This is a genomic window from Vandammella animalimorsus, from assembly GCF_002285285.1.
GTDB classification, from domain to species: Bacteria; Pseudomonadota; Gammaproteobacteria; order Burkholderiales; family Burkholderiaceae_C; genus Lampropedia; species Lampropedia animalimorsus.
The window spans coordinates 333,249-351,696 of record NZ_NSJF01000001.1; the positions used below are offsets into that span (position 1 = coordinate 333,249).

General features: G+C 65.4%; 17 protein-coding genes. 11 read left to right on the forward strand and 6 right to left on the reverse strand.

Features of this window, described 5'->3' with window-relative positions:
- Window positions 1-183: 183 nt before the first annotated feature.
- The 5 genes from CK620_RS01425 (at window position 184) to erpA (ending at window position 4,921) form a co-directional block, all read left to right on the forward strand.
- Window positions 184-1,896, forward strand: a complete 1,713-nt coding sequence (locus CK620_RS01425; RefSeq protein ID WP_095548795.1) for a long-chain fatty acid--CoA ligase — start codon at window positions 184-186, stop codon at window positions 1,894-1,896.
- A 112-nt stretch (window positions 1,897-2,008) separates the two neighbouring features.
- Entirely contained in the window at window positions 2,009-2,824 is an 816-nt protein-coding gene (locus tag CK620_RS01430; RefSeq protein ID WP_095548796.1) for a DUF6683 family protein, read from the forward strand.
- 89 nt (window positions 2,825-2,913) lie between these two features.
- On the forward strand, window positions 2,914-3,747 hold the full coding sequence (locus CK620_RS01435; protein WP_143325858.1) for a DUF6776 family protein: 834 nt from the start codon (window positions 2,914-2,916) through the stop codon (window positions 3,745-3,747).
- 123 nt (window positions 3,748-3,870) lie between these two features.
- Window positions 3,871-4,488: a bactofilin family protein gene (locus CK620_RS14430; protein ID WP_095548798.1), complete on the forward strand. Its 618-nt coding sequence runs from the start codon at window positions 3,871-3,873 to the stop codon at window positions 4,486-4,488.
- A 55-nt stretch (window positions 4,489-4,543) separates the two neighbouring features.
- Window positions 4,544-4,921 carry an iron-sulfur cluster insertion protein ErpA gene (gene erpA, locus CK620_RS01445; RefSeq protein ID WP_172424187.1) on the forward strand — a complete coding sequence of 126 codons (378 nt, stop codon included), beginning with the start codon at window positions 4,544-4,546 and terminating at the stop codon, window positions 4,919-4,921.
- 353 nt (window positions 4,922-5,274) lie between these two features.
- On the opposite strand, the gene CK620_RS01450 is transcribed toward erpA, so the two are convergent.
- Both CK620_RS01450 and CK620_RS01455 read right to left on the reverse strand, forming a co-directional pair.
- A complete protein-coding gene (locus tag CK620_RS01450) occupies window positions 5,275-8,040 on the reverse strand; it encodes a DUF349 domain-containing protein (RefSeq protein ID WP_095549087.1) in 2,766 nt (921 codons plus the stop codon).
- 142 nt (window positions 8,041-8,182) lie between these two features.
- Window positions 8,183-9,154: an inositol monophosphatase family protein gene (locus tag CK620_RS01455; protein ID WP_095541189.1), complete on the reverse strand. Its 972-nt coding sequence runs from the start codon at window positions 9,152-9,154 to the stop codon at window positions 8,183-8,185.
- Window positions 9,155-9,385: 231 nt separating this feature from the next.
- Between CK620_RS01455 and CK620_RS01460 the strand changes: the two genes are divergently transcribed.
- On the forward strand, window positions 9,386-10,186 hold the full coding sequence (locus CK620_RS01460) for an RNA methyltransferase (RefSeq protein WP_095549088.1): 801 nt from the start codon (window positions 9,386-9,388) through the stop codon (window positions 10,184-10,186).
- 165 nt (window positions 10,187-10,351) lie between these two features.
- Here CK620_RS01460 and cutA read toward each other — a convergent pair whose 3' ends face one another.
- Both cutA and CK620_RS01470 read right to left on the reverse strand, forming a co-directional pair.
- Window positions 10,352-10,696: a divalent-cation tolerance protein CutA gene (gene cutA / locus CK620_RS01465; RefSeq protein ID WP_095548799.1), complete on the reverse strand. Its 345-nt coding sequence runs from the start codon at window positions 10,694-10,696 to the stop codon at window positions 10,352-10,354.
- Between the two features lie 202 nt (window positions 10,697-10,898).
- Window positions 10,899-11,168 (reverse strand): SWIB/MDM2 domain-containing protein, encoded by a 270-nt coding sequence (locus CK620_RS01470; RefSeq protein WP_095541191.1) that lies wholly within the window; start codon window positions 11,166-11,168, stop codon window positions 10,899-10,901.
- Between the two features lie 467 nt (window positions 11,169-11,635).
- On the opposite strand from CK620_RS01470, the gene CK620_RS01475 reads away from it, so the two are divergent.
- The 5 genes from CK620_RS01475 to rpsT are packed head-to-tail and all read left to right on the forward strand — an operon-like array spanning window position 11,636 to window position 15,799.
- A complete protein-coding gene (locus CK620_RS01475) occupies window positions 11,636-12,556 on the forward strand; it encodes a siderophore ABC transporter substrate-binding protein (RefSeq protein ID WP_179290538.1) in 921 nt (306 codons plus the stop codon).
- A gap of 47 nt (window positions 12,557-12,603) precedes the next feature.
- The gene (locus tag CK620_RS01480) at window positions 12,604-13,575 is read left to right on the forward strand and encodes an ABC transporter permease (RefSeq protein ID WP_095541395.1); all 972 of its coding nucleotides are present in this window, start codon (window positions 12,604-12,606) and stop codon (window positions 13,573-13,575) included.
- Window positions 13,576-13,604: 29 nt separating this feature from the next.
- Window positions 13,605-14,597, forward strand: coding sequence for an iron chelate uptake ABC transporter family permease subunit (locus CK620_RS01485; RefSeq protein WP_095549089.1), 993 nt, complete (start codon window positions 13,605-13,607; stop codon window positions 14,595-14,597).
- Window positions 14,598-14,643: 46 nt separating this feature from the next.
- A complete protein-coding gene (locus tag CK620_RS01490; RefSeq protein ID WP_095538932.1) occupies window positions 14,644-15,453 on the forward strand; it encodes an iron ABC transporter ATP-binding protein in 810 nt (269 codons plus the stop codon).
- Between the two features lie 46 nt (window positions 15,454-15,499).
- Window positions 15,500-15,799 carry a 30S ribosomal protein S20 gene (rpsT, locus tag CK620_RS01495; protein WP_095548801.1) on the forward strand — a complete coding sequence of 100 codons (300 nt, stop codon included), beginning with the start codon at window positions 15,500-15,502 and terminating at the stop codon, window positions 15,797-15,799.
- 8 nt (window positions 15,800-15,807) lie between these two features.
- Here the strand turns inward: rpsT and CK620_RS13965 are convergent, their stop codons facing one another.
- The gene (locus CK620_RS13965) at window positions 15,808-15,951 is read right to left on the reverse strand and encodes a hypothetical protein (RefSeq protein ID WP_172424434.1); all 144 of its coding nucleotides are present in this window, start codon (window positions 15,949-15,951) and stop codon (window positions 15,808-15,810) included.
- Window positions 15,945-18,095, reverse strand: a complete 2,151-nt coding sequence (gene mnmC2, locus CK620_RS01500; protein ID WP_238945965.1) for a tRNA (5-methylaminomethyl-2-thiouridine)(34)-methyltransferase MnmC2 — start codon at window positions 18,093-18,095, stop codon at window positions 15,945-15,947. Before mnmC2 ends, CK620_RS13965 begins: the two co-directional genes overlap by 7 nt.
- Window positions 18,096-18,448: the final 353 nt, after the last annotated feature.

An 18,448-nucleotide genomic window follows, 5' to 3' on the forward strand; every position in this document is an offset into this window, starting at 1 on the left:
TGCCGCCAGTGCAGGCCTGTAACGAAGGTGACGCCAAATGACTCAAGGGGCGCACACCCTGGGGCTGACACCATTGAGCGCGACGGCATTTGCTTTTAGAACCTGTCCCAGAACGTTTGTCTGGCGGGGTGCTCTTGCGCCCCATGCCATTTCTGCCATTCCCATTGAAGGAGCGCGTTGACCATGACCTTGCACCATGCCCACTGGCCCAAGAACATGCCACACCAGATTCCGCAGTCCGCCACTTCGGTCTGGCACAACCTGGCCGTGAGCGCGCAGCGCTTTCCGCACAAGCCTGCGCTGGTCTTTTTCGGCACCCAGACCAGCTATGCCCAGCTGGCCGAGCAGGTCGAGCGCCTGGCGGCCTTTCTGCACAGTCTGGGTGTGCGGCAAGGTGATCGCGTCATCGTGCTGATGCAGAACTGCCCGCAGCTGGTGGCCGCGCACTATGCGGTGCTGCGCGCCAATGCGGTGGTGGTGCCGGTCAACCCAATGAACTTGGCCCAGGAGCTGCAGCATTACATTGCCGACTCGGGTGCGCGCGTGGCGTTGGTCACCGGTGACCTGGCGCCGCAGCTGGCCCAGGCCAGTGATGCCCTGGAGGAGCAGCAGCGCCTGCAGCACTTGATCGTGACGCAGTTCACCGACGCTTTCGAGGCCAATGTGCAGGGCGACGATGCGCCGCCGCCGGCTTGGCGTGATTGGCTGTGCACGCACTACCCGGCGCCATCCGCGCAAGGCGTGCAGGTGCACCGCTACCTCGACGCCCTGGCCTGCGAGGCCGAGCCGCCTGCGCACTGCGCCACGGCCGAGGACCTGGCCGTGCTGCCCTACACCAGCGGCACCACGGGCCTGCCCAAGGGCTGCATGCACCTGCACCGCAGCATCAACTACAACATCATGGCCGCGGCCCTGTGGGGGCGGCAAAGCATGGCCTCGGTGACTTTGTCTGTGGTGCCGATGTTCCACATCACGGGCATGGTGGTCGTCATGCACGGCGGCATTTACCTGGGGGCTACGCAGATTCTGATGCCCCGCTGGGATCGGGAGCTGGCCGGGCGGCTGATCTCCAAGTGGCGCGTCAACAGCTGGACCAACATCCCCACCATGGTGATCGACCTGATGGCCAGCCCCAACTTTGCCCAGTTCGACCTCAGCAGCCTGCAGCACATCGGCGGTGGCGGCGCGGCCATGCCGCAGGCCGTGGCCCAGCGGCTGTACGACCAGTTCGGGCTGCGCTACATCGAAGGCTATGGCCTGACTGAAACGGCTGCGCCCTCGCACAGCAACCCGATGGAAAACCCCAAGCTGCAGTGTCTGGGCATCCCCTTCATTGGCGTGCAGGCGCGTGTGGTGGATCCGGATAAGCTGCAAACTCTGCCACCGGGCGAGCAGGGCGAAATTCTGGTCAGCGGGCCGCAGGTTTTTGAAGGCTATTGGCAGCAGCCCGAGGCCACGCAGCAGGCCTTCGTCACCCTTGACGGGCAGCGCTTTTTCCGCACCGGCGACCTGGGCCATGTGGATGAAGAAGGCTACTTTTTCCTCACCGATCGTCTCAAGCGCATGATCAACGCCTCGGGCTTCAAGGTCTGGCCTGCAGAGGTCGAGTCGCTGATGTACCGCCACCCTGCCATCCAGGAGGCATGCATCATTGCCGCGCGCGATGATTACCGGGGCGAGACCGTCAAGGCCGTGGTTGTGCTGCGCCCCGATCATGCGCAGACCTCGGCCGAGGACATCCTGGCCTGGTGCCGTGACAACATGGCGGTTTACAAAGTGCCGCGTCTGATCGAGTTTGTGCCAGCCCTGCCCAAGAGCGGCAGCGGCAAGGTGATGTGGCGCGTGCTGCAGGAGCAGGAGTTGAGCCAGGCGGGCCAGGCGAGCCAACTGGCCTGATGCGCCGAGCCGGCCCGGGGCAAACGGGTGTTGCAAGGCCCAGGGCGCTGCTGGCATAGTGGCGGCGCCCGCATTCTCCGTAATGCCCCATTTTGTTTGAGGAGAGTCCGTCATGCCCCTGCGCCACTACCCTGGCATTCCCACTTCCCCCTCTCAGGCCTGGCGCCGCCCCCGCTGGGCGGCGCGGTGCGCATGGGCCGCTGGCGTGCTGCTGGCGTGTGTGCTCACGCACAATGCCCATGCCTGGGGCATTGGCAGCTACTACCAGGATCACTGGATCGCCCAGGACATGCTGCGGCGCACTTACGAAAACCACAACCGCGCCTTCAGCCAGGGCAGCAGCCGCAAGGCGAAACAGGGCAAGGCCCAGCAGCCGGCCAGCAACCCCAAGGCCTATCAATACACCTTCTCGCAGGCTGTCAGCGATCAGGTGGCCACTGAGTTCATCGAGCAATTGCTGGCAGACACCCGCAAACGCGGCGCGCTGGATGCGGCCACGGAGCAAAAAATCCGCACCATGGCCGGCTGGAACTTCGTGCCTGCCGTGCGTGAGCGGCTGCACAAAAAAGCCGGCTCGCCCAAGAAAGACAACGTGGCTCAGGCCATCGCCTTTTGGCTGTTGATCAACTACGGCACCATCCACAAGGCACAGAACACTGACATGGCCACAGGCCAGCTAGTGCAACAATTCGAGGTCGCGCTGAGCAAGGACCAAAGCATGCTCAGCATGAGCGATGCCGACAAGCAGCGCATGGCCGAAAGCCTGCTGTGGCAATCACTGGTGCAAATAGTCGCACAAGAGGAAGCGGGCAATGACCCCGCCCGCCTGCAAGCCGCCGCCGATCAGGCCCGCGCGAATCTGCGCAGCGTGGGCATCGATGCCGACACCTTGCAAATGACCAAGCAGGGCCTGGCCCTAAGCCATTGAGCAAGCCCTGATTGCCAGCTCGCGCTGCCTGCCGCACTGGCAAGCCGGTGCGTGCAGGCAGCATTTACTTGCCCATCCTTCACACCTGCATGCGCCTGCGCCCATTCTCCCGCCGTATTCCAGCCGCCAGCCGTCGTCTGGCGCCGCGCAGGTTGCTGCCCTGGCCTTTGCGCCTGCTGATGCTGGTGGCCTTGCTGATGCTGCTTTATGGCGGGATGCGTTGGGGACAGGAGCTGCTGGCGCGCTGGCGCGAGCAGGCCGAGGCGCAGCAGCAATTGCAGCGCCTGCGCCAAGACATGCAGGCGCTGCAGCAGCAACTGCAACGCCAGGCCCAGACCACCCAGGTCGTCATTGGCCCGGCGGCTGCACAGCGCCAGGGCGATGGCGCAGCACCGCCGTCAATCGAAGAAGGCTCGGGCAAACAGCCGCTGCCCGATGCGCTTCGTCTGGCGCACGCGGCCACCGTCGCTCAGTTGCAGCAGCACATCGAGCAGTTGCAGGCAGAAAACCAGCGCCTGCGAGATGACCTGGGTTTTTACGAAAACCTTCTGCCGGCTGGCGAGGGCGGGGCCTTGAGCATCCGCAGCCTGGACGCGCAACGCAGCGACGATGACCAGCAGCTGCACTGGCAGATCCTGCTGATGCAGCCACGCCGTGATGCGGTGCCGTTCAATGGCCAATTGCACTGGCAGATCGACGCGCAGCAAGGCGGTAAGCCCTGGAGGCTGCCGCCCGCGCAGCGCCAGCAGGCGCTGCAGTTCGATCGCTATCAACGCCTGGAGGGGTATTGGCAAGTGCCCGCCGCCGTACAGGTGCGCAGCATCACCGCCATCGTGCGTGAGGGCGGGCAAGAGCGCGCGCGGCAAACAGTTCGACTGGGCCCGGCCCAGGCCGCGAAAGTGCAGGCTTCACCCGCACCTTGAGCCTGCTAGAGGCCATGCTCGCGTTCCGTAGTACCCTTGCGGCTTTCAGTGTCTGTGCCGCCGCCATCGTGCGCGGGCGTAGCGCTCGCCCGTAGCGCATCTTCTTTTGCCAGAAAGCCAACGATGTTTTCCAAAAGCAAGCAACCCCCCATCCGAAGCCTGATTGCCGAAGGTTGCCACGTGCATGGCGACATCTCCTTTGCCGATGGCATCCGCATCGATGGCACGGTCGAGGGCACGCTCTCGGGCAATGAGGCCAAGTCCAAGAAAGGCACGCTGGTGTTTGTCTCCGAGCACGGGCGAGTCAGCGGCGGCATTCATGCCGACACCATCATCGTCAATGGCGTAGTCGAAGGCCCCTTACATGCGGCGCTGATGCTGGACTTGCAGCCCAAGGCGCGCGTCAATGGCGACGTCAGCTACCGGCAGCTTGAAATGCATCAAGGCGCCCTGATCTCTGGGCGCATGCAGCCCATTGTGTCGCCAGCAGCCTCCGTGGCTGAGGATCGTGGGCCCGCAGCAGCACAGGCGGCCGCTTCTGGCGTACCCGGAGCCGCCATGCCCGCAGCCGCGAGTGCACCCGCCCAGACCCGCATCACGCCATTGCAGCGCGCCCAGGGCGCACAGCCCTCAGCAGCGCCGGACAATCCGCTGCAAGCGCTGGATGCGCTCGATGCCGCGCGCCGCAATGCCGCTGCAGCAAAGACCAGCCCAGCAGCGCAGCCATCCAAATTGGCCTAGCATCGCTGGCTGCGCAGCCAACTATTTTGCATTTGCCATCGACCGGAGAAATACGATGAATACCGCCGTTGAAAACACCACCAGCCCTGAGGCCTCGTCCATGCCTGCCCCGATCCACTTCACGGACGCCGCTGCCGCCAAAGTGGCCGATTTGATCGCCGAAGAGGGCAACCCGGATCTGAAGCTGCGTGTTTTCGTCCAGGGCGGCGGTTGCTCGGGCTTTCAGTACGGCTTTACCTTCGACGAGATCACCAACGAGGACGACACGACCATGACCAAGAATGGCGTCTCGCTGCTGATCGACGCCATGAGTTACCAGTACCTGCTGGGCGCAGAGATCGACTACAAGGAAGACCTGCAAGGGGCGCAGTTCGTTATCAAGAACCCCAATGCCACTACCACTTGTGGCTGCGGCTCCAGCTTCTCGGTGTAAGCCTCTCGGGGGTGTTGTTGAGATTGGATTTGCGAAGCAGCTTTTCGAGGCAAAAGCCGCAAATGCAAGGCGAGACAGCGCGCAAGACCTGTACACCTTGCAAGCATTTTCAATGCAGCAGTTGTGGAGTTTTGATCGAAAACACCGCTGCAACATCCAAGCTCGACAAGCCCTAGAGCGTGTTATGCACTTTTCGCCCCCGAGCCCAATGTGAGGGCAGGCCCGAAGGCCGTCACTGAAGGGCGAAGGGCAGCACAAAGTTCCAAAGCAAAGCCCCGTCAGACTGGCGTCTGCGGGGCTTTTTGCATGGCTGTGCGCGGCGCTCGGTTGGAGCGGGCGCGCGGGGCGCGGAATCAGCCGCGCTTGAGCAATACCTTCAGAGCAGCCTGCAACCGCTTGCTGCTTTGTGCATCGGCGGCGCCGGCCAGGACGTTGCGCGCATCCTCGGCCCAGGTCTGCTCAGGGCCAACGGCATGGCGCTGGGTGAGCAACTGCAGCTGCAGTGTGCGGCGTTCGCCCAGGTGTTCGGCCGGCGTGGGCACGTCGGCGGCCACTTCCAGACGCAACAGAGCCTGGGCCTGGGCCTCGGAGCCGGTGCTGACGGGCTGGCCGATTTGCTGTTTCCATTCGTTGTATTGGCTGGCCGGCAGCTGCTTGCCCAATTGGGCGTGCGCGGGCACGGCTTGGGCATCGCGCTGGCTCCAGGCTTGTAGCAGCTGAGTCAGGGTCTCGCCATGGGCCTGTGCAGCCAGCTTGCGCAGCGCGGCCTGGGCATTGTCCAGCGCCTGACGTTGGGCGCGGAAGGCGGCATCGCCCAGGCGCGGCGCGGCAGTGGGCCGCTCGCGGCGCTCATGGCGTTCGTTGCGCTCATGGCGCTCGCGGCGGGCATCAGGGCGTGCGACAGGCCTTGCGCTGCGCGCTGCGGCCTGTGCGGCGCTGGCGGGCTGTGCGCCTGGGCGGTCGTCGCCGCGCACGGCAATGACGGGCTTGGCTGGCGCGGCGGCAGGGGCGCTGGCTGCGGCGGGAGCCTGAGCGTTGGCTTCATCGCTGGCCGATTCGGGCGCGCCGCTTTCGGCTGGCGCGGCGGGTTCTGCCCCGTCGGCGGCGCCTGCATCGGGTGCGGCGGCTGGGGCCGGTTGGGCCTCGGCGTTGGCGGCAGCCTCATTGCCGGTCTCGGCGGCCGGTGGCGTGCTGCCAGCCGCGGCCGGGGCGCTGTCTGCCGGGGCGCTGCGCACGGCGGATTGCAGGGCTTGCATGGCATCGCGGATGCTTTGGGCATCGCCGCCGGCCACGGCCTGCTCCAGGGCCTGGGCGGCTTGCAGCACGGCCTGATCGTGGGCTGAGGCGGCTGCCTGGGCCTGATGGCGCTGCTCGCTCTTGCGGTTGAAGGCGGCGTCCAGCGGTTGGCGGAAGGCGTCCCAGAGTTTGTGTTCGAGCTTGCGCTCCAGCGGCACGCGCTGGGCTTCTGCCTGCCAGCGTTGCTGTAGCTCTTTGATGGCGCGAATGTCCAATGGCTGGCGTTCGGCCAGGGCCTGAGCCTGCTCGATCAGGTTGCGGCGCAGTGCAGTGCTGTGCTTGCGGGCCTGCTCCAGCGGGGCGCTGGCGGCGTCGTAGGCTTCTTTCCACTGGGTTTGCAGCTGGGTGAAGACTTTGTCGCTGACATGGCCTGCGTTGCGCCAGCGCTCGGCCAATTGCCGCAGCTGGCGGTGCAGGGTTTTGAGATCGCCGTTGGCCTGTTCTGGGCTGCTGGCCAGGGCGCGCAGCTCGTCGATGAGGGCCTGACGCTGGGCTTTATGGGCTTGGCTTTCGGCCTTGACCTTGCTGAGCCATTCGTCCACGACGGCGCGGGCCTTGCCCATGGCCTCGTCAAAGCGCTTCCACAGGTGGCCGTTGGGAGGGCTGGATCGATCAACCTGGCGCCATTGCTCGTGCAGCTCGCGCACTTGGGTCTGCAGGGCCTTGCCGCTGGCTTGAGGCTTGCCGTCGGCATTCATGAGTTGCTCGGCGCGGGCAATCAGCTCTTCACGCACTTGGTTGGCGCCCCAGCGCTGCCAGCCTTGCAGGTCGCCCGCGTCAATCAGGGCGCGATTGATGCGGCGCTCCAGCTCGGCATCCACGCTGCCGTGCAGCTCCTTGAGGCTGTCGCGCAATGCGGCAGCGGCCTGGCTGCTTTGCTTGGCCTGGCCTTGCCGAACGGTTTGTTCCAGGGCCTTGAGGGCAGCGTTGATTTTGGCCTGCTGCTCGGGCGAGAGTGGCGCGGCGGCTTGGCCGGCACTGGCTGCGGCCGGGCCGCCGTGCAGGGCGCGCAGCTCATCGGCCCAGACTTGCACCTGTGGCAGTGGCGCCTGAGGGTCTTCGGCGGCTTGGCGGGCTTGCGCCAGCGCGGCGCTGAAGGCATCGAACACTTGCTGCAGTTGCACGCGCGAGCTGTCGATGGCGTTGCTGTGGCGTGGCTCGACACTGCCCCACAGCTCAGCCTGGCTGAGTTCTTGCGCGGTGGCATGCCATTTCTGCATGTCTTGGGCCAGCGTGGCCTCGGCCTCGCTGGCGTGCTGCCAGGGCTTGGTCGAGAGCACGTCGATGCGCTGCGCCAGCAGCACGGCGGCTTCTTTCTGCACCATGGCCTTGTGTTGCAGGTCTTCCAGGGCCTTGACGCGCTCGGCGATGCGGCTGCGCAGCTCGGCCAGGGGTTCCTTGGACAGCGGTGCGCCGGCCTTGGCGGCATCGCGCAGCCAGGCCATGCCGTCGGCAATGCGGAAGGTGCCGGCGCCGAGGATTTTTTCAGCTTTGGCGGCCCAGTCCTGGCTGGCTTCTTCCTGGTGTTGGGATTGGCGGATGTCGTTCATACGTTGGCGAATGGGTTTGGCAGCGCCCTGGTCGCGGGCGCTGAGGGCTTTATAGACTTGTTGCAGCAGCGTGGCGTCTGGCTGGCTTTGCAGCCACTGGGCCACGCGCTCTTGACGCTGGGCGGAATTTTCAGCGGAAAAAATGCCGCCAGTTGCGGCGTCGAGCGGGTGGGGCTGTGCAGCCGGGGCGGCGGCAGGGGGCTTGGCCTGCGCAGGCGGCACTGCGGGCGCCGGAGCGTTTTTGTTGCGCGAGAAGAACGGGAACAGGGCCATGGCCTTTTCATCCAATCAAGCAAACAAAGGGCTGTCAAAGAGGGCTTGCCGCCGGTAGCGGCGGGGCCCGCATGGCGAAGCCGGCAGTGGGCCAGGGCTCAGCCAGCGCGCCCTGCCGCGGCACATACGGATGCAGGGGCGTTCATGCCGCTGGAGCCTCGCCCGGGCTGGCTGCAGCAGCGCTTTCGTCGATAGCGTCTGGCGCAGCTTGCTCACTGACTTCAGGCACGGCAGGCAGGCCCAGCACTTGGCGCAGCGCGCGCGAGCGCGTGGCCACTTCCAGCTTGGCTTGCGCGCCTGCAAAGCGGCTGTATTTGCCCAGGATAGGCACCAGCTGCCCGTAAACGCGCGGCGCTGCGGCCATGCATTCGCGCTGTTCGAGGAAGTCGGCCTCACCCGTGAAATTGCCCACCAGGCCACCGGCCTCGGTCACCAGCAGACTGCCGGCGGCCACGTCCCAGATGTTCAGGCCAGTTTCGAAGAAGCCGTCGCTGAAGCCTGCGGCCACATAGGCCAAGTCCAGCGCTGCAGCGCCGGGGCGGCGCAGGCCGGCGGTTTTTTGCGTCAGCTCGGTGAAGATCTGCAGGTACTGGGCCCAATCATCGCCCTTGCGGAACGGAAAGCCGGTGCAGATCAGGCAGTCGTGCAGCTGGGTGCGCTTGCTCACGCGGATGCGGCGGTCGTTGAGGAAAGCGCCGCGCCCCAGTGTGGCGGTGAACAAGTCGTTGCGGCTGGGGTCGTAGACCACGGCCTGCTCGATGCGGCCCTTGACGGCCAGCGCGATGCTGACGCAGTAGACCGGGAAGCCGTGGATGAAATTGGTCGTGCCGTCCAGCGGGTCGATGATCCAGACGTGCTCGGCATTGGGGTTGCCGTGCCGCTGGCCGCTTTCTTCGGCCAGGATGCCGTGTTTGGGGTAAGCGCCCAGCAGGGTTTGCACGATGGCCTCTTCGGCGGCGGTATCGACTTCGGTGACGAAGTCATTGATCTGCTTTTGGGAAACGCGCACGGCCTCCACATCCAGCGCGGCGCGGTTGATGACGCTGCCGGCCGCGCGCGCCGCCTTGATGGCAACGTTGAGCATGGGGTGGAGGCTGGTGGAACTGGTGCTCATGAGGGCGATGGTGGGGCAAAAACATGCTTGCAGCCCTGCGGCCAGGGCGCTTGCCCGACTGCGTGCTGCGGCAATGGTGGTCGATGGTGTTGGGGCCGTGGCAGCGAGCGCTGCAGCGCAACAAAATGCAGGCACACTCAACATCCATTGAGCGCGCCTGCCAGAGCGGGATTTTACCCGCGCCCTGGGCGCTCCACCTTCATCACTTACTCCTGTTCTTCCCCGGCCATGTTGCACACCCGCTTTGTTCTCATTCAGACCAGCCATGCAGGCAATGTGGGGGCGGTGGCGCGTGCCATGCGCACCATGGGCTTCGATGACTTGGTGCTGGTCGCGCCCCGCTGGCCCGATGTGCTGCAGCGCCAGGAGGCCATCGAGCGCGCCAGTGGTGCCACCGACGTATTGGCCAAGGCCCGCACCGTGGCCACGCTGGATGAGGCCTTGCAGGGCATGCACCATGTGTGCGCAACGGCCATGGTGGCCCGTGATTTCGGCCCGCCTACCCGTAGCCCGCGCCAGCACATGGCTTGGCTGCGAGAGCAGCTGGGGCAGAGCCTGCAGGGCCCGGCGCCGTATGGCGTGGCCTTTGTCTTTGGCAGCGAGCGCTATGGCATGCGCAACCAGGATGTGTACCGCTGCCACGTGGCCCTGCAAATCCCCACCGTGTCGGATTTTGGCTCGCTGAATCTGGCAGCGGCCGTGCAGGTCATCGCCTATGAGTGGCGGCTGCTGCTCGACGGCCTGGGGCGTGGCGAGGAGCTGGGGGGCACGCCTGCTGGCGACGGCGCTGCCCAGCCCGCGCCGGCAAGCATGCGCCGCGCCGATGCCCAGGCGGTACAGGCCATGCTGCAGCATTGGCAGCAGGGCCTGCAGGCGATTGGTTATTTGGATCCGGCGGCGCCGAAAAAATTGATGCCGCGATTGCAGCAACTGTTCAATCGGGCCGATTTGCGCGAGCAGGAGATCCACATCCTGCGCGGTATTGCCAAGGCCATGTTGGAAGCGGCCGGCCAGCCCCAGCGGCGCGAGTGAGCAGAGTGACAAGGCGCGGTACAGGTCGCTGGCGCCGCCTTCAAACATCCTCGCGCTGCACTCATCGCCAGGATTGGCAGCCTGCTGCGTGACAGCACTTGCCAAGCAGCGTGGGCCATTGGCTGCGTTTTGCGCCTTGCAGCCCATCCCGACCTGTGGCGAGCGCTATTGGCGAGGGTTTTGAACGGGCTCTTGCGGCGTGCGCACCTGCCCCTGCAGCCAGGCGCCAAAGGGGGCAGCAATGTGGCTGGGGCTGAGTGTGTACAGCGCCGGAAGCTCGTAAGGGTGCTGGCTTTGCAGCCAATCGCACAGTGCGGCGTGGCCTTTGGGCGTGGTCTTGAACCACAGCCGCCACTCGGGCTGTTGTTCGACCTGGCCCTGCCATTGGTAGACGCTGTTGATGGCGTCGATGTGCACGCAGGCTGCCAGGCCCTGGATCACGGCCTGCTGGGCCAGACGACGGGCGTCGGCCTGTTGGGCCACGGTGGTGACGACGATCAGTAGTTCCATTGCCGGGAGCGTGTCCGAGGAGGGCGCCAGCTTCAAGGCGTGGCGCTGGCAAGGTCAGATGCGACAAACCCGCGCCTGGCGAAAACCCTCGACAAGAGGGGCCAGCAGCGCGGGCTGCGGTGAAAGCTGAAATGGGGTACCAGGGCTGCCAAGCAGCGCCATCGTGCGCACCCCAGGGGCCACAATGGCCCTGTGGCAGCGATTATTTCTCGACGTTCTTGCCGATCAGGCCGGCCAGCTCGAACATGGTGATCTGGTCCTTGCCAAACAGCGGGCGCAGCTTGGCGTCGGCATTGATGTTGCGCTTGTTTGTGGCGTCTTGCAGGTTGTTGGCCTTGATGTAGTCCCACAGCTTCTTGACGATTTCGGTGCGCGGCAGCGGGGTGTTGCCAATCACAGCGGCGAGTTGGGCATTGGGCTGGAGCGGCTTCATGAAAGCGGCATTGGGAGTGCGTTTCTTGGCTGTGGCCATGGGGAAAGTCCTCTGAATCAGGTTGATGGTGAAAGTGAACCGGCAAATCGTCGCAACAGGCCCCGGCCTGCTGCTTTAGGTCTGCGACGGGGTATTGGGCCCAGACAGGTGTGCGGTATGCGGTGCTTGGCCCGGCAGGCCTGAATGCCGGCGCACGCGCCAGGGGCAGCATGCAGCAAGAGCGGGCAGTATGGCGCATTTGCTGCTGGCCGCAGGCGATTTTGTGTGCCTTTCATCGTAAACATGTGTTGCAGCTGGGCGTTTTGGCGGATCCCTGCAACAGTTGGGCGGGCGCATACAATGCACGACTTTTTTTGAATATCGTTCTCATTACTTTTGCGCCAGCCATGGCTGGGGCACGGCAATGGGCACCGTGATTGCTGTTTGGAAGGGCGGGACTGGCCATGTGGAAATCTGCGCAAAGGCGCCTTGGCGGGGCCTTGGTATCTGGAGCGTTGGCGCTGTTGATGAGCCAAGCGCTGGCTGCTGGGCCAGCGGCAGTTGAGGGCGGTGCAGCGGCGAGCATGGAGTTCGCCCATGCCCAGGGCAGTGTGCGTTTGAACAAGCCGCTGGCTCGGGTGGTGGTGTTCGATCTGGCCACGCTGGACATGCTCCAGGCCCTGGGCGTCGAGGCGGCGGTGGTGGGCGTGCCGGCATTCAAGATGCCGCAGTTTTTGAGCGCATTCGAAGGCGATGCGCACACCAAGGTCGGTAGTCTGTTCGAGCCCAATTACGAAGCCATTCGCGCGCTGCAGCCCGATGCGATTTTCGTGGGCCGCCGGGCGCAGGCGCGCTATGCGCAGTTGTCGCTGCTGGCCCCGACGCTGGACATGGCCATTGACGAGGCCGATGCGGTGCAAAGCATCTTCAGCAACTTGCGCAAGCTGGGGCAATTGTTCGGACGCGAGCAGCGCGCCGAGGAGCTGATCGCCCAGGCCGAGCAGGAAATTGCCGCGCTGCGCGCGCTGGCGCCCTCGGCGGGCAAGGCCATGCTGCTGCTGGTCAGCGGCGGGCGCATCAACAGTTACGGGCCCGATTCGCGCATGGGCATGTTGTTCACGGCCTTTGGCGTGCAGCCGGCCCAGGCCCGTGGCGGGCAGGAGCGCCACGGCCAGTCGATTTCCTTTGAGTACATCCTGCAGGCCAACCCGGATTGGCTGCTGGTGCTCGACCGCGACGCTGCCATCGGCCGCGAAGGCGCGGCGGCTCAGCGCCTGCTGGACAACGCCCTGATCAAGGCCACCAATGCGGGCAAGAGGGGCCAGATCGCCTATCTGGACGCCATGAACTGGTACGTGCTCGATGGCGCGGGCATCACTGCGCTGCGCCAGAACGTGCGCCAGCTGCAGCAGGTGCTGGGCGCGGCAAAGAATCAGGCTGCGCAGTGAGGCCGCAGCTGCAAGAGCAGGCCGCCGCAGGCCATCGCCATGCGGACATGCGCGCCGCTGCCGCCTATGCGCTGGGCTTGCTGTTGCTGGCGGCATTGGCCTTGTGCAGCACGCTGGTGGGCGCCATCACCATCGGCTGGCGGGATTTGCTGGCCCCTACGCCGGGCGATACGGTCTCGCAGGTGTTGTTCATCAGCCGCATTCCGCGCACCTTGGCGCTGATGCTGGCGGGCTCCAGCATGGCCGTGGCCGGCATGATCATGCAGATGGTGGCGCGCAACCGCTTCGTGGAGCCGGCCACCGTGGGCACCGTGGGTGCGGCCAGCTTGGGCATGCTGGTGGTGGCGCTGTGCTGGCCGGGCATGGCCCTGCTGGGCAAGATGCTGGTGGCAGCGCTGTTCGCGCTGGCAGCCACGGGGCTGTTCTTGCTGCTGCTGCAGCGCCTGCCGCTGCGCAGTACCTTGCTGGTGCCGCTGGTGGGGCTGGTGTTTGCCGGTGTGATCGAGGCCGTGACCTCGTTTCTGGCCTACCGCTTTGACATGCTGCAGGCCATCCGCGCCTGGACGGTGGGCGATTTTTCGGCCGTGCTGCAGGGGCGCTATGAGCTGCTGTGGCTGGCCCTGTTTCTGACGCTGGGGGCCTTTGCCGCTGCAGACCGCTTCACTGTCATCGGCATGGGCGAGCCCGTGGCTGTCAGCCTGGGCGTGCCCTATGGGCGCTGGATGTTCATCGGCCTGACGATCGTAGCCATGGTCACGGCCGCGGTGGTCGTGACGGTGGGGGTCATCCCCTTCCTGGGTCTGCTGGTGCCCAATCTGGTCAGCCTGTGGCTGGGCGATCGCATGCGGCGCTCGGTCTTCTGGGTGGCGCTGTGCGGCGCGGGCCTGATGTTGGTCTGCGACATTCTTGGGCGCTTGCTGATCCGGCCCTACGAAATCCCCATCGGCACCATCATGGGGGTGCTGGGCAGCGCCGTGTTTCTGCTGCTGCTGTGGCGCAAGCGGGCCGAACTGGGGTGAGTGGCGAGATGGCGCAGCAAACATCGACCATGGCTGGGGCCAAGCCGCCGCCCAGGGCAGACCGCAGGCTGGCGCTGCCCCCGCGCCAGCGGCTGTTGGCCTTGCTGTGGCTGGCCCTGGCCTGCGCCGGCCTGTTTCTGACCTATGGCGTGCAGACCGACTGGGCCTTTGCGCTGCAGCACCGTGGCGCAAAACTGGCGGCCATGGTGATGGTGGCCTATGCCGTGGGGGTGTCCACCGTGCTGTTTCACAGCATCACGCACAACCGCATCCTCACGCCGGCCATCATGGGCTTTGACGCCCTGTACCTGCTGCTGCAAACAACGCTGGCCTACGCCTTCGGCATGCAGGCGGTCTCGGCCTTCAACCCCACGCTGAAGTTTGCGGCGGAGACGTTGCTCATGGTGCTGATGGCCTGGCTGCTGTTTCGCAGCCTGTTCACTGGCGCGGTGCGCAGCCTGCACCTGATGCTGCTGGTGGGGGTGGTCATGGGGGTGTTGTTTCGCGCACTGACGGGGCTGATGCTGCGGTTGATCGACCCCAACCAGTTCGGCAGCCTGCAGGATCGTTTTTTTGCCAGCTTCAATCTGATGGCCACGCACCTGTTGTGGAGCGCGGCCCTGGTGCTGCTGGGCGTGACGCTGTGGCTGTGGCGCATGCGGCGCAATTTCGATGTGATTGCGCTGGGGCGCGACATGGCCATCAGCCTCGGGGTGGATTACCCCCGGCAGGTGATGCAGATCCTGCTGTGCATTGCCATTTTGGTGTCCATCTCCACGGCGCTGGTGGGGCCGGTGACGTTCCTGGGCTTGCTGGCGGCCAACCTGGCCTACCAGCTCATGGGCGACATGCGCCACCGCTACAGCCTGCCGGCGGCGGTGCTGGTGGGCTGCATTGCGCTGCTGGGCGGGCAGCTGCTGCTGGAGCATGGCCTGGGCTTCAATGCCGCGCTGAGCACGGTGATTGAGCTGCTGGGCGGCGTGGTGTTTCTGGCGCTGCTGCTGCGCAGCAAAGGGCAATGAGGCAGGCGGGTTCGCCCGGGCCGACCGGCCTGGGCATGGAGTGCGCATGATCGAACTGGAGCAAGTGAGTAAACACTATGGCGCGGCGGCCGTGGTCGATGGCGTCAGCTTGAACATCGCGCGCGGCGGCGTGACGGCCATCATCGGCCCCAATGGCGCGGGCAAGTCGACGCTGCTGTCGCTGATCAGTCGGCTGGCGCCGCTGAGTGCCGGGCGGGTACGCATCGACGGCCTGGATGTGGCCCGCACGCCCAGCGACGTACTGGCGCGCAAGCTGGCCATCCTGCGTCAGGACAACCCCATGACGCTGCGCCTGACGGTGCGGGACTTGGTGGCGTTTGGCCGATTTCCACATTCCAAGGGGCGGCTGAGCCCGGAGGACGCCCGGCACATCGACCAGGCGCTGGCGCATTTGCAACTCACCGAGTTGGCCGGGCGCTATCTGGATGAGCTCTCCGGCGGTCAGCGCCAGCGCGCCTTCGTGGCCATGGTGATGTGCCAGGACACGGACTACGTGCTGCTCGATGAGCCGCTGAACAACCTGGACATGCACCACGGCGTGGCCATGATGGGGCTGTTGCGCGCCCTGGCCGACGAACATGGCAAGACCGTTCTGATCGTGCTGCACGACATCAACTTTGCCTCCACCTACGCCGATCACATCATCGCCATGAAGCAGGGGCGCCTGGCCTGCCAGGGCAGCCCGGCCGAGCTCATCCGCCCAGAGGTGCTGCAGCCGCTCTACCAAATGCCCATCGAGGTGCACGAGTTGGCTGGGCAGCGCATCTGCGTGTACTACCGCGCCCGCCCGGCACAGGCCGCTGCTGATCAGCAGTTGGCTGCGCAGAGGCTATAATCGTCGGTTTTGCAAACAACATCCCCAAACACCAAGGACATATACCATGGCAACCAAACCCGCCAAGAAAAACCCCCGCCTGGCATCGGGCCGCAAGCGCGCTCGCCAGAATGTCAAGCTCAACGCAGCCAACACCTCGCTGCGCTCCAAATACCGCACTTTCGTCAAGAACGTTGAAAAGGCTGTGCTGGCTGGCGACAAGGAAAAGGCCACCGAAGCCTTTGCCAAGGCCCAGAGCGTGATCGACAGCGTGGCCGACAAGGGCATCTTCCACAAGAACAAGGCCGCTCGCGACAAGAGCCGCCTCAGCGCCAAAGTCAAGGCTCTGGCCAAGGCCGAAGCCTAATAGCCTGCTCAAAAACCTCTCTCATCCACCCGCCCAGGCTGGGCACTGAACCAGCCTGCCGTTTGAAACGGGTGCGCTGTTTGCAAAAGCAAAAACCGTTTGAAGCCCTGGTGCTTCAAACGGTTTTTTGTTGCCTGGGCCATGGTCAGCATGTCTTCGCGGCGTTGGCGGCCATGGGCAAGCGACTGCTCAGTACCAAGGCGGCGAGCTGTCGCGCCACAGGCAGTGGCTCATCGTGCAGCAGGGCGCAGAGGATGTCCGCGCACAGCGCGGCCAGCGTCAGGCCGCGTGCGCCCAGCCCTGTTGCCAATAACACATTGGGGGCTTGCGGGCTGACGGGGCCGTAGCAGGGCGTGCGATCGGGCGTGGTGCAGCGCACGGCGCCCCAACGCTGCGGCCCCAGGGCACTGTGCTCAAACAAATGCTGTGCCAGGGCAGGGCCTGCAGCGGGCATGAGTTGCGCCAGGCGTTGCCGGTTCTGTTGCCAGGCTGCGGCCACAGCCTTGGCGCTGGGTGGCTCCAATGGCGCTTCGCGCTCGAACGTAGCGCCGCTGACCCACAGCCGCAGTGCTTGCGCAGCGCTGGCCGCGTGAGCATCTTGGGCGATCTGCCCTGGGGCGCTGCAATCGGGGGGCGCTGGGACATGCACAAAGCTGCCCTTGCCGTTGACCGGCCAGGCAGGCCAGGCGGGCTCAGGCGCATCGGCTGCCGCGACGCCCCAGACGACCTGACCGCGCACAGGGTTCAGTGGCAGGGGGGCGCTGGCCCAGGGCTGGGCCAGCGCCAGGCTGTCGAAAGCGGCGGCGATGACCAAGCAATCGGTTTCCAAGATCTTGTCGCTGCCCGCTGCATCGGTTTGGAGCATCACTTGCCAGCGTTGCAGCGCCGGGATGCTGGAAAGTTTGTTGGGGGGCTGTTCGGTGCTTGATGCTGCGATGGGCGCAATGGCCTGTACCTGGCAGCCTGTGTGCAGCGTGATGTGGGGATGTTGCAGCAGGCGTTGCACCAGTGCGGCGGGGCGAATCCAGCCTGCCTCGGAATGCCAGACGGCGGGGTGCTCGCTTTGTTGCGGTGCCTGCGCTGCATCGGGGCAGGGCCAGTCCAGGCCAGCGGCCAGGCGCTGGCTGGCCAGCGCAAGGTGCGAGGCTTGGCTGGCTATGTGGGGCACTGCAGGCTGCTTTGCCGGGGGCTGGCCCGGCGTGGTGCAGGCGCCATGTGCAGGCAGGCCCAGGCGTTTGCCGATGCGGTGCTCCAGCACGCCGCTGTCTTGCCAGTCCTGCCCGTGGCGAAGCAGGCGCGCGGCCAGGCGTCGTGTGTTGCGCAGGCCGGCGCGGCTGAGCCGCGACAGTGGCGCATCGTCGGGCGAAATGTGCGGGGCAAACAGGCCCACAGGCAAGCCCGAGGCGCCTTGCGCAGCAGCATCGGCTTGCTCCAGTACATTGACCCGCCAGCCCCGCTCGGCCAATGCATGGGCCATGCTGGCGCCGGCCAGCCCGGCGCCGATGACGATGGCCTGTGGCTTGGTGGCTGAATGCCAGGCCACCGGCAGCGGCGCAGGCCAGGGCAGGTGCTGGGCCGCTGCCGGTGCGTTGCGCGCCCGGGTGTGCCAGGGCGGCGCATAGCGGGCGCGCAGATTGTGCTTCTTGGGCGGGATGCCAGGCACGCGCTGGACACTGAAGCCACTCTGCGCCAGCGCCTGGCGCACCGGGCTGGCCACGCACCAAGTGGCCAGTTGCGTGTGGCCGGGGATGCAGCAGCGCGCCACGGCGCGCAGGGCCGCAGGGCTCCAGATGTCCGGATTCTTCGCTGGGCTGAAGCCATCCAGGTACACGCTGTCGGCCTGCCAGCCTTCGCTGCGCAGATATTCGTGCGCTGAGCCGATGGCCAGCGTCAAATGCACGCGCTGCTGCTCAAAGCTCAGGCGATGGATGCCACTGTGCAGATCGCGGTATTGCAAGGCCAGCTCTTCGGCCAGGGGCAGCAGCTGCGGGTAGCGACTGCGTGCAGCGGCGAGTAAGTCTTGGGCCGAGACAGGCCAGGCCTCGGTGGAGATGAAGTGCAGCCGATCGCAACGCTGGGGGTCGTCGCGCCAGGCCTGCCAAGTGGCGAGAAAGTTCAGGCCCAGGCCAAAGCCCGTCTCGAGAATGCGCCATTGGCGCTGGCCCCGCCAGGCCTCGGGCAGGCCACAGCCTTGCAAAAAGCAGCCCTGTGCCTGAGCCAGACCGCCACCTGCATGGCTGTGGTAGCGATCGCCAAATTGTGGCGAATAGGGGCTGCCATCGGCCAGCCATTGCACAGTCGGCCCCGCTGGGGGTTGGCTTGGAGCTGGCCCTTGTGCAGTTGGTTCTGGGGGAGGGCAAGAAGGGGTGGCGGCGTCGCACATGTTGTTTTTTGGCTGCGAAAACTGGGGCAAGCAGTGCCATTCAGGCGGACAGTCCAGGCTTACAAACGGCGTGGCAGGCTCGCCGCATAAGGCCTATGCAAATCAGCCAGTTAAGGCCAAGTGCTGATTGAGCGTCTGCGCTGGCAGCAATTTATATACACAAAATTACATGAAAGACGGGATGCTATCCATTGACAGCTATTTGTAGATTCAGAAAATCCACATTTTTGCAATATTTGTGCAGCGCACAAATCATTAAAAGCCTG